An 11644-nucleotide genomic window follows, 5' to 3' on the forward strand; every position below is an offset into this window, starting at 1 on the left:
CCAAATTCCCAGTAAATTTCGTCATTTCAATCTTTGGGCAATGTTAAGTACACATTTTTGATATATTTCTTTGTATTTCATTATACTTATCTATTTATAAACGATTCAGACTATATTTTAGCAATGCTCCAATACCTTTTAACGTCTAGAATAAGGCTCTCAATGTGTTGAATCATCGCCCGCTCAGCCTGATCAGCCAGTTGACTTAAGATCCGCCCAACCGTAGCCTCGCTAACATTGAACCCTTTAAGATGCATAGACTGGCTTAACTGACCGGAACCAAGCGGTTCTGCTTTTTCAGCTAAAACTGTTAAAATCTCATAAACATAATTATTATTTTTTTAGGCAAGTAAATCACTCCCATTTAAGCCCCTCATCTCAGTGCCGTTGCTTTTTTTATTTCTATAAAATAATGTATTTTGTTAGATATTCCTGATTCAGATAATTTGAATCAGGTCATACCAATCTAAGTCAATCGACTCATCATCGCCATTTCCCAGTACGTCTAACCGAGGCTGTCAGTGAGCTTAAATGTCTAAAAGGGGATGTGTGAAAACTCAGTCTCCAAAATTTCAAGTGGTTACAACAATCAATAAGCATCCTCATTTCACTATTAAAGTGGAGTGAGGACACTTGTATTTTGATGATATAGAAGCAAAAGTGGGGATGTGAAAAATATAGTAACAAGTTTTAGCACAGCCCCTTTTAGAGTTAGAGTATGTGCCCCATATCCGTTTTGCTTGTCTCAGACTCTGAAAGAGTTGATATAGCATTAGACTATTTCTTAACTGAACTCCTATACCTTTTAACATCTGAAATAAGACTATCAACATGAAATATCATAGCGATCTCAGCCTTATCAGGGTCACGCTCCCTAATAGCCTTTACAATTTCGCTATGATCGTTGACTAGTTCTCCCTCAACTTCGGTACGTATACGTTCAAGAATAGGTGAGAGTTGGGCATCATACCCAATTAACTCCATTGCAGCTGCTAAGACTTTGTTTTTTGAAGCCTTAGCCAATAACTTATGAAACATAACATCATGTTCTGCAGATATACGTTCCTTAACCTCATACTGCCCTTGTTCCGTGACCATATCCAGCAATAATTGAACTTCATCTGCATTAGCATTAAGAGCCGCTAGTCTAGCTAATTCTCTTTCAATAGCCCTTCTAGCTACAAGGATATCAACAAGATCATCAATCTTTGTCAATTCTAAGGTTTCAATAAACTGATTACTGAAGATCTGACGTTTTCGCAAAGTTTTTAGTTCTACCAACATTGCACGTCCTACTTCAGTAATAGTTCGCCCTTGAAAGCCAATCCTTAAAGTCCAATTGTCCTGATCCATTTGCCTTAAAATACGACCAATTGTTGCTTCACTCAATTCAACCCCTTTTGAAACAAAAAGCCGACTTAATAACCCAGATCCAACCGGTTCAGAGCTTTGTGTCAAAAAAGAAAGGATTTCAATTTTGTAATTTTCAGTATCACTGTACAAATCAATCACCCCAAATCAAATTTGGATCCCTTAATCACCTTTATTGATTTAGAATATCATCATTGTATTCCGGTATCAAATATTATCTCAGCTAAGTTAGTACAACTATCATTAACTATATCGAATACAGGAACATTAGCTAATGAAGTAACCTCTTGCAGCAATTGTCCCTTGTCAATGTAGGCCGTTTCGTAATTATCGGATTCATACCTATATCTTGGATAAAATGGATTTACTGTTATAGAGATTAATGGCAGTCTCTGCTTATAACCTAAAACTGATCCCCTGTGTGCCTTGGTCAGGAAATCATGGGTAACCTTTAAATCGTTGCCAACGATAAGTTTTATAGGGTCTGAGAAAATATACGTCATTCCTCGTGGAAATGGGATCTCTATGAGTTTTTTAAGGCATTGCGTAGTAATCAGGCCTGGACAATATAAGCCTCGAGCATCACTGGAGTGATTAAAAAAGGGCGTAATTGTTCTGGATTCAACAGTAAATCATTAACCTCCGCCACAATCTCACCCAAACTGTTCCAAACAACGGTCGCCTGAGAGTCAAGTAATTTTACCCAGGCAGGATCTTTAAGCAAACCTTTAGCACTTTGAGGGTAATTACATATTTCGGCCAGGTAATGCGCATGGATTGCCACCTGATGGCTATCCAAGTTATATGAAGCACCTGTCGCCATAATAAAACCATCGGTTTCTACCATAGGGGCAATTCTACCTAAGGCTCCATCCACTATAATTAGTTCTGCACCATATGAAAACAGTAAGTCACGTACATTCTTTAAGTGATAGCTTTGATTAGGTCCAGCCATTACAATGAGTCCCTCACGCTCCACTACTGCACAAACAAGTTTGCCAAGGGGAGTATCTATACCTAAATTTTCCAGAATCTTTACTTTAGCACTACTCGCTTGGAAGCATTTCTCTGCTGTAACAATCAAAAGTCCTTTTCGGACAAATAACCTTGGTTTCGGCAATCCGGTCACATTATCAATAGTCTCTCCATCATAGCCGATACTAGTTAGACCGATTTTTACCCCCTTGGTATTGTAATAATCTAATAAAGAGAGCGTAGTGGTCGTTTTTCCTGTATTCTTGGCAGTTCCCGCGATGCCAATAGTTCTCCTAGCGATCATATCGTTGTGACAGTGTCTTTGCCGTTACGGCCTGGATAAGCACCGTCCTCCCGGTTTCCTAAAATTCCTTCATATAAAGATTGAACAAAGTCCCCTCTTTCTACTATTTTATCCAATACGCTATCTATCCCAGAGACAATAGAATCCCGCCAGATTTCCATTTGTGGCGTTGAAGCAAGAGGTGTTTGACCGAAGAAGCGGAAGGCTTCACCGACTGCCCTCAAGGTATCTATCTTCGAAGGAACGGAAATTGGACCACCAGAATAAGCTTCATCTGAAGAAGCGATCGTTACTGCGTCAACCCTGAGCATTGCTGCTAAGCTAGCATGGAAAGCAGTACTTGCTGACGATTGGACACGATCTTCAGTTTGAGTTAAAAATCCTACCGGTGCACCTGGCCAGATTGGAGCATCAATTATTTGTCTTAAAGCCATAATTTTAGCGGCATTAAATTCCACGTAATTATCCTTCATTTGGCCGCCAACCATGACTTCAGGTGATTTGCAAAATAAAGGCTGAAGAATTGGTTTCCCACCTAAACGGATACCCAAAGCTGTAGTAATGAGCATTCCGGCAAAGGCCTTATAGGCAGGTACGCCACATAACTCTTCATTGGTTACAACGTCAAACGGGAGGTTATATTTGGCAGCATAACGTATGGCCCAGATACCATCTACAGTCATCCTTGCCGGATCTGTCCCTGCACCAAGAGAACCATAAGCAATATTTATTTTAGTTAAATCAGCACCTATTTTGCCAGCTAAAACAATCGTTTCCGGTGTGTTTAAACCTCTGTGCGCCCGCACTTGCCAAAGAGTGCTTTCTTCTAAGGCCTTCTTAATGCGGTTCAAATTAGCAGGAGTAATTACCGTTCCATCTTCCTGGTGTGTAAGAAACCCATCTAAGAATCCTTCCGTCCTGACCCCCCAGGAAGGGTCAAAGTGCACAACTCCATCAGCACCCCAAGCCTCACTCACCTTAATATGACCAATATCCATAAACGGGCAACCCGTTCCATATTGATTAAATACCGACGGTTTTGTGCGGTTATGCTGAAGTTTAGGTGTTTTAATAACTTCTTGAGTTCTGCGGACATATTCCTCTGAACTATTGATTTCTTCTTTTGTAAAGCGTCGGGTTTTCGGATGCAAAATTCCTTTTTCATAATAGTTCTTGCCTAGATCATCACAATACTGCTTATATTCATTATAAAAGTCAGTCATGGATTCGTAGTTACGCCAGCGTTGCACATCCCAGAGTTCTTCCCTAATGGCGGCTCTTTGGACACCGGGCGAAGTTTTGTTAGCCGCCCAATTCAGGATCATATCTACAATTAAATTCAGTTTGGCTTGGATACCTGCATGCCGGAAAGAATATGAATATCCTTCAGCTAGATCTTTTTTGTTTTTTACTACTTTTTGAGAACCTTCGACATATTTCCGCCTCTCAACAAAAGCCAATGCTTCTTCAACCGACGTACCTGGACCAAATCCGGCATCAAATCCTAATTCAGAGGCTAATTCTGGTCGAATGGCCATACCACCAATACCCAGATTAATCCTACTTCTAACTCCGACGACATCCAGAAGATCCACGAAATTAGCCAATAATTCAGCGACTCCATAACCTAATGTTCTACTGACTAAGACAGTGTCTGCCCTTTGTTTGACGATTTCCTGAACAATTTCGTGGACGGGTAAATCGGGCGGCAATAAAATTGTTTCATGCCCAGCCTCAACTAAACCTCGACGTATCATTTTTAATCCCACATCATGCACCGGGTCAAGCGGAACTAGTAATACTTTCTTTCTACTCATGGCGTCTTATTCCTCATTTCTAAGTTCAAGCCAGCCATATACGTCCCCTGAACGGTGGATGTATGCCCTGGCCCTTATTCTTGAGCCAGGACCTTGATATTGGCTACACACAATATCAACATCTTTGAAACCCCACTCTTTGATTAACCGGACCATTAATTTGCGGCCTTCTTCATCGCTATTGCACACCAAAAAGGTTTCAAAATCTATGGCGTCCATAATTCGATCCAAAATTTCAGGCATGGGCCACCTCCTCTGCAAATAATGCCCTATAATATGAAACAATTTTTTATTATAATAGTTCCAGTTAATTTTTGGCAGTTTGATTGTTCACAATAGCGTTCAAAATTTTGTGCTAAACACCATTATCAGTAAGACGTATTACGTTGCATTAACAAAATTAAAATACACGCACTACTAAACTCATCATTGATACGGTTCTGCTCAATTGAACGCCAATAAAGCTATTTTCAAATATTAATGAGCGAAGCGCCAAACATAAGAAACAATGATAAGGTTTTGATTTGTGATTTCCAATTCATACCAGGATATTAATGCAGTACTAATTACACTAATTGTTTAGCGAATATTTTACCCATTCCCGCTTGTTCCACTTTGTCTTTGATTGCCTCAACATCAGTACTGTAGAGGTTTTTCTCCTGCATTCTTTTAAAGTAGACTGAACCGGAGAACGTGTATTTCTTACCAAGACCCTCTTTAGTTTTGACCATCTCGTTAACGTGAGCAATAGCATCACCAATTGCTAACATTTCGGGAATTACGACCAGGTCTTGACCTAACGCATAACGGACTGCATTGCTGCCACCCAAGGCACCTGTGACAATAGCTTCTGTGTGTCCGACAAGTGGGCCAGCTTTTTCGCCACCACAAAAGAGGTTGTCCACACCAAGGACATGTAAAGCATTATCACGTGGTGACATAGCCATATAACGCATCGAGTTACCCATATCTCCAGAATAGGGATCTTCATAACGGGCATTTTCAAAGCCCGGAATTGCCCGCAACATATCCAGCGGATAAAAAGGCGACATTAATTTGGCATGGCCCGTATCTAAAAGAATAATATTTTCATTGAATTCAGCTAAGGCATATTGTTGGCAAGCCTTTTTTGTCAGGGCCTCGCTACCTTTTTGTAGTTCTTCTGGAATCGGAATAATTGCTACACCTGTTTCGTTTAACATTTTTTGAATCTCTTCACTCAAGGATTCTTTGAGAAGCTTACAAGATCCACTCATAGCACCGACAGTACCGTCTGCTTTAGTTCCCATGAATTCCTGAACACCAGCTTTCGCTGCTAAACTAACACGACCGCCGTAACTGTGGCAACGCAAAACGCACATTCCACAACCGTTGCCATATTTATTACACATAGCATACGGACCAGCAGTCCCTGTGGTATCTAGGAAAACATCCCCTGTTATGACTTCACCGGAATCAAGCACAACTTCTTTAATCTTACTGCCATCCATCACTACGTCTTTGACACGGCTTTTTAACTTAACTGTCACGCCTTTAGTTTGGAGCATCTTTTTGATAGCAGGCTCAGTCTTAGCTATATCATACAAGTTAGCATGTTTGTGACCGGGGAAATTAATATTCGTATGACGGGCGACAACGGAATCAAGAATATGAAAAATATCCCCTAAACCCATGGCAATTGCTTCTTCGGAAGCTGTAAACCGACCGTTATTACGCATAATACCACCGACTAACCCTGTACCTAATAACATTTCAGTTCTTTCAAGAATTGTAACTTCTGCCCCCGCCTGTGTTGCTGCAACCGCTGCTCCAGTACCAGCCCATCCACCACCAACGATAACAACTTTTGGTGCCATGTTTTTAGCCTCCTATTTGTTAAAATAATAATTATGAAGCTTAGTTATTATTCACCCTTACCACAGTAGTATGGTGGTTTTAATTCACCATTTACTGGCAAGGGAAAATCTACAACTTTTTTTGCCAAAATCGGATTGACTAGAGGATGCCTGCATATTTGCAAGTAATCTCAATTAAGCGCACAAGAGCTTGTACACCCCAACGGGTTGGGTATTCGAGAAGGTTTCCTTCCTCGTCAGTTGTAGCCAAGTCTGGAGAAATATAAATGTTGCCGTCATAAGCAACGGTTGGAACAAGACCCATCGGTCCAAGTCCGGATTGGAAGATATTTGTGCCAGAATACATATCTTCAATAGAGAAGATGGGAATACCCATTTGACCGTTTTTCCAAGTTCCTTCGTAGTTTACTTCCACTGCTCTAGAGTTGTAAGACTTATTAATAATGATCCCATCCTGAAGTTTAGCGGGTAATTTGGCAAACTCTTCTTTAACGATTTTTTCCAGAGCGTCAACGGAACCCGTGTAGACTTTGGGATTATCACGCAGAACTTTGAGCGCTTGAATCTGGGTAAGGAGTGCCTCTTTACCTGGATCGAAGCCAACAAACGCAGCTTTACCGTAGGAAGATGTCGTTCCATAACGATCACCGTGCATACCCATTGAACGACGGACAGCAACCATGTATTCTTCCTTACCAATGATTAAACCACTGGTTGCTGCACCGGCAGCTTTGTCCATACTGTAGATGATGACATCAGCGCCTGTTTTTCTGGGGTCGGAGCCAATAAAGGGGCATCCCCAAGCGTTATCTTGAACATAAGGGATTCCATATTTTCGGGCAATCTTGGCATATTCTTTTTGGAGGATCGGAGTGCCGTCAGCATCCTTTTCAGCGTAGCCATAGCCAGGGGTTTCATAAGCTAAAGAGGTAATACCTGTTAGCATAGTTTTATGAATATCGGCATGGAACTCAACAGCCTGGGTGGATTTCATAGCATCAACGCCGGTTAGAAGAACGCTAGGATGGTATTTGATCCCATGTACATCATATTTAGCGCCTTCTAATCGCACGACTACGGTATCCGTATTATTTTGACGTTTACCATAGAAACCCAATTCACCGGGAGTGGTTCCTCGATCAGCAATAAGGTCTTTATATCGAGCTGGGTAAGGACGACCATAGCCGCCTTGATGGTGCCAGTGCTTTTCATATGGGGCTATGTATCTAGCTCGGTAAGTGTCGCCAACGCCAGCAATAGAAGGAGTGAATAAGCTGCCGAAAACTGCCCACAGACCTGCTTCGCAGGTACTGGTGGAAGCAACATCATATTCATCACCATAAACGCCTTTGACAATTTCTCTGAGCTCATCCACTAATTTGGAAAGGGGAACGACTTCTTTCATACCTTTTTCACTAGCTTCGACAATGTCTTTACGGAGTGGTGCCGGGCACCCTGAAACGCCACCGGTTAAACCAAACTTGCCTTTGACCTCAGGCGAGATGCCAATTTCCTCGGCAGCCTTTTTGGCCTCTGTATAGATGTTAGGTATGTTCGCTTGTAGTTGTTTATACATTTGAAATTTGAAATCTGGAGCTGTCAATTCTTTTTCCCCCTTATTAAGTTATTAATTATAAAAATAGAATATAATATTACTCGGAAGCGCCATTGATTACATTAGGCTGCTGGTTAAATCCAGGGGCACTGTTCACGAAACCGACTACTTTAACAATTCTTTCAATATTATCCAAGCTGCCAGCTAAACCTTTAATAGCACTCAAGCAGTTAATAGCGCACATCTTAGCGGCTTCGTAACCTTGCCCTTCACTTATTTCAGCACCGAGTTTTCCTTTAAATTCAAGTTCACCGGCAGCCAGCGGAATTTGACCGGATGTATAGATATACTTATCGACTTGGACAGCTGGAACATAGGTGGCTAACGGTTTGGGGGTTTCAGGTAATGTAATACCCATTTCTTTATTTAAAATTAACTTCGGCTTCCAGTTGCACACCCAACTCTATACCATCCACCCTATTCTCTGAAGCAATGACAATGTTCAGGTGATTAGGCAAATGAGTTTCATCAAATCCAACAATTTGACCAACTGATTTACCTTGGACTGTTAGGGTATCACCAACCACCAATACACCGCCCTTAGCGATTTCAACAAAACCTATGTAGGCAATCTTATTAACTTTGCTTCCAGGGCCAGCAGCCAATTCGTCGGTTATAATTAACTCATGAACCTCATGTTTTTGCACTGCCCTAGAGATCATAGGGATCAATTCCAGTTCTCGCTTTTCTAACCTGCCTCTTAAAACAACAACCAGTTTACCATGAATAGCAGTTTTGGCTGCATAGGGGTTTTCGCTAAAAAAACCTGCTTTATAAGGATCTACCATAGGTTCCTCCTTTCAATTTCAGTTATTTTTCAATATAGATCATTCTTTTATGATAACTAAACCCTCTATAAATTCAGTTATCATTAACCGCTCATCACGGATGAGCAACAGTTAGCTAAAGTATATGCACTTTTATAGCATTGCACAATCGCTGATTTTCCAGTAAATTTCGTCATTTCAGTCTTTGGGTAATGTTAAGCGCATATTTTCAATAAATTCCTTAGTCTATCTCTATTTCTCCCAGCTTATCAAGAATAGTGACTATATTTTAACAATGATTTAATACCTTTATCAAGACGTTGAAGCATTGCTGTTTTGATCGGGATTACACGACTTAAACGATTTAACAAATTTACTCGTGATCTTTGACCTGCCGAATAATTTCTTTTAAAACGTACATCAACTAACTAAAAAGCAACGGAACTTTTTTCATTTAAAAGTGCCGTTGCTTTTGTTTCTTTACATCTTGTTAAATTTTGCATCCCCCGAGGCACTTGAATACAGACACCTACTCATGGCCGAGTGCTTTCTCAACATGAAGATTCCCATGATAAGTCCGCCGGAAGCAACCGAACCACCCAGTTGCAATACATAATATTGGAGAGTAGACAAAAGGTAGTAGAAGCTGGCAAAGACTAAAAAACTTGTTAAGTCGACCAGAAGAAAGTCCCTTGTCCAAAGGCTGTTCTTTTCAAGCATAAATTCCCACCCTCTTAAAACGTATGGAATTCTGTAAGGCCCCCTTTGGCGAATCGGTCTGGGTGCAATAAACTAAGGTCGATCCGCTCAGTTCTGCCCCTCAAAACTAAGTCTGCTATGATTTGACCGATAGCAGGAGCATGCATAAAGCCATGCCCGCTTAACCCGTTCGCCAAAAATAGTCCTTTTAATCCTGGTGCTTCTCCGATAATTGGATGAAAATCAGGCGTTTGTTCGCAAATTCCCGTATAGGTGCGCAACCATTTTATATCAATGGCTGAAGGGATTGTCTCCATTGCTGCCTGAAAAAAATCTTCAGCCCGAGATTTGTCAACCACTTCTTCCAATCCAGGCCAAGTGTCTCTATCCGTTCCTCCCAATAATACCGCCTTACCGCTAACTTCCTGATGTAAATAAAAACCGGAGGCTAAATCCACAATCGAGGGAGTAGCCTTGGGCACATCTTTCGGGTTGCTGCAAACGTAAACTTGGCGGCGGAAGGGCTGCACCGAAAGCGTAATCCCAGCCGTTGCAACTAACTGAGCTGCATAAGGGCCAGTGGCATTCACTATGAGTGGGCTCCAAAGCGTCCCTTGCCTCGTTTCAATGCCTTGAACATTATCTCCATTGTTGATAATCTTCGTTGCTTCGCGGTCAAAATGAACAACAACTCCTTGGCGACGTACTGCTGCGTAAAGTGCTGCTAAAACGGCATACGGGTCAGCATACGCATCCCAGGGGCACAAGGTTCCACCTAGGAAGCGACCTTTTTGAAGATACGGAAAAGCCTTCATCAGCTCCTCTTGTTTAAATAGCTTCATAGGTATGCCCTCTGCCTCAGCTTGTTCAGTTGTCAATTGCAACTGATTCCACAATTCCTCATGAGCGGCCAGCATTAAATACCCCTTTTCCAGATACCAGCATGGGACTTCAAAGACCGACTCGAAATTAAGGAAAAAATCTCTACTGAGAAGACTCAGGCGCCTTAGCAGAGGACTGCTAAATTGGTAGCGGATGCCACCGGTGCATTTGCCAGTAGAACCTAGTCCCAGCATTTTCTCCTTTTCCAATACAGTTATCGACAGATTAGGATTTATCTCTAGGATGTGATAGGCAATGCTTAATCCAATAATACCGGCACCAAGAATTATGATATCTGACTTAAGCTGTTTATTCCTAATGTGCATTGAGCTTCCGACCTGCCCTTTCCTGCAACCTGATTATTATGTTCTTAACATTTGAATTAATTCCATTGGATAGTTCAGCAAGTACTTAGCACCGTTTTCTATTAATTCTTCCTTCGACCTGAAACCCCATAATGCCCCTACCGCAAAGGTTCCTGCACTATTTGCAGTTTTCATATCCACATCGGTATCGCCCACATAAACTAAGTTCTCTGGAATAATGCCCAATTTTTTACTGATCAGTAAGGCGCCAAAGGGGTTTGGTTTTCTAGGTATCTCAGCTCTAGATCCAATTACTAGTTCGAATTTCGACTTCGGTAATAAGGCAGTTACAATTTTTTCCGTTAGTTCATGATCCTTATTCGAGAATACCGCTAATTTCAAATTGAATGACGCTAGTTCATCGAGTAGCTCTACAATTCTTTCGTATGGTCGTGTCTTATTAAGACAATTTCTTCGATATTCCTCTATCATCGAACCGTAATATCTATTAATCAATTCTTCCTTTCGAGACGATTCTGGTAATGCTTCTCGCACAAGATTTTTCACTCCATTCCCAATGAAGTGCTTATAAGCCTGAAGATCATGAGCTGGAAAGCCGTATCTTTGAAGAACATTATTCATAGAATCGGCTATATCTTCAAGTGAATCGACAAGTGTTCCATCTAAATCAAAAATAATCCCTCTAAACTTCATAATGTCTTCCTTTCGTTAAATACCCTCCCATTTTTCTGTAATCATTCCACATCTCTTCTTCATTTCCTGTGCGCACGTTGTGCGTTTCATATATTTTTTTCAGAAATCATCGCTCCTGCGGTGCGATGTAAGACAACCGACTAACCTCATGCGAAAGCCTCTGGGGGACAATAGCATGTCGGTAAAGCCAGGATTAGACTGCTAACGCTGTCGAGTTGCCTGGCGAGTCAGGCCATATATGGTAAAGCCTGTGGGCTGAATCCGGGTCTGTGGCTTTGAAACGCTGACGGTCATGCACCGGCTATTAATAGGTATACCTAATATGAGGAAAGTTGGGTA

13 protein-coding genes are annotated in these 11644 nt (G+C 41.4%); all 13 read right to left on the bottom strand.

The annotated features are described in order from the left end of the window. Positions 1 to 110: 110 nt before the first annotated feature. Complete coding sequence (locus DSBG_RS22005) at positions 111 to 317, bottom strand: hypothetical protein (RefSeq protein WP_083236936.1); 207 nt, start codon at positions 315 to 317, stop codon at positions 111 to 113. Between the two features lie 460 nt (positions 318 to 777). Beyond that, positions 778 to 1512, bottom strand: coding sequence for a FadR/GntR family transcriptional regulator (locus DSBG_RS16765; protein ID WP_491005784.1), 735 nt, complete (start codon positions 1510 to 1512; stop codon positions 778 to 780). Between the two features lie 50 nt (positions 1513 to 1562). Then, positions 1563 to 1874 (bottom strand): hypothetical protein, encoded by a 312-nt coding sequence (locus DSBG_RS23800; protein ID WP_068965401.1) that lies wholly within the window; start codon positions 1872 to 1874, stop codon positions 1563 to 1565. Between the two features lie 50 nt (positions 1875 to 1924). Further along, positions 1925 to 2650, bottom strand: a complete 726-nt coding sequence (locus tag DSBG_RS16775; RefSeq protein WP_068965402.1) for a P-loop NTPase family protein — start codon at positions 2648 to 2650, stop codon at positions 1925 to 1927. Further along, positions 2647 to 4467: a cobalamin B12-binding domain-containing protein gene (locus tag DSBG_RS16780; RefSeq protein ID WP_068965403.1), complete on the bottom strand. Its 1821-nt coding sequence runs from the start codon at positions 4465 to 4467 to the stop codon at positions 2647 to 2649. The genes DSBG_RS16775 and DSBG_RS16780 overlap by 4 nt, the downstream gene beginning before the upstream one ends. Before the next feature lie 6 nt (positions 4468 to 4473). Beyond that, on the bottom strand, positions 4474 to 4710 hold the full coding sequence (locus DSBG_RS16785; RefSeq protein ID WP_068965404.1) for a hypothetical protein: 237 nt from the start codon (positions 4708 to 4710) through the stop codon (positions 4474 to 4476). 323 nt (positions 4711 to 5033) lie between these two features. Beyond that, positions 5034 to 6323 carry an FAD-dependent oxidoreductase gene (locus DSBG_RS16790; RefSeq protein ID WP_068965405.1) on the bottom strand — a complete coding sequence of 430 codons (1290 nt, stop codon included), beginning with the start codon at positions 6321 to 6323 and terminating at the stop codon, positions 5034 to 5036. 139 nt (positions 6324 to 6462) lie between these two features. Then, positions 6463 to 7926 carry a hypothetical protein gene (locus DSBG_RS16795; RefSeq protein ID WP_176716304.1) on the bottom strand — a complete coding sequence of 488 codons (1464 nt, stop codon included), beginning with the start codon at positions 7924 to 7926 and terminating at the stop codon, positions 6463 to 6465. 49 nt (positions 7927 to 7975) lie between these two features. Continuing rightward, positions 7976 to 8296, bottom strand: coding sequence for a RidA family protein (locus DSBG_RS16800; RefSeq protein ID WP_242877701.1), 321 nt, complete (start codon positions 8294 to 8296; stop codon positions 7976 to 7978). Between the two features lie 4 nt (positions 8297 to 8300). Beyond that, entirely contained in the window at positions 8301 to 8726 is a 426-nt protein-coding gene (locus DSBG_RS16805; protein WP_068965406.1) for a DUF6917 domain-containing protein, read from the bottom strand. A gap of 459 nt (positions 8727 to 9185) precedes the next feature. After that, positions 9186 to 9425, bottom strand: coding sequence for a hypothetical protein (locus DSBG_RS16810; protein WP_068965407.1), 240 nt, complete (start codon positions 9423 to 9425; stop codon positions 9186 to 9188). Between the two features lie 14 nt (positions 9426 to 9439). Beyond that, positions 9440 to 10612: an NAD(P)/FAD-dependent oxidoreductase gene (locus tag DSBG_RS16815; protein ID WP_068965408.1), complete on the bottom strand. Its 1173-nt coding sequence runs from the start codon at positions 10610 to 10612 to the stop codon at positions 9440 to 9442. A 36-nt stretch (positions 10613 to 10648) separates the two neighbouring features. Beyond that, entirely contained in the window at positions 10649 to 11305 is a 657-nt protein-coding gene (locus DSBG_RS16820; RefSeq protein ID WP_068965409.1) for an HAD family hydrolase, read from the bottom strand. Positions 11306 to 11644: the final 339 nt, after the last annotated feature.

Origin of the sequence: Desulfosporosinus cupriresistens (assembly GCF_001707885.1) — a bacterium.
Taxonomy (GTDB): domain Bacteria; phylum Bacillota; class Desulfitobacteriia; order Desulfitobacteriales; family Desulfitobacteriaceae; genus Desulfosporosinus.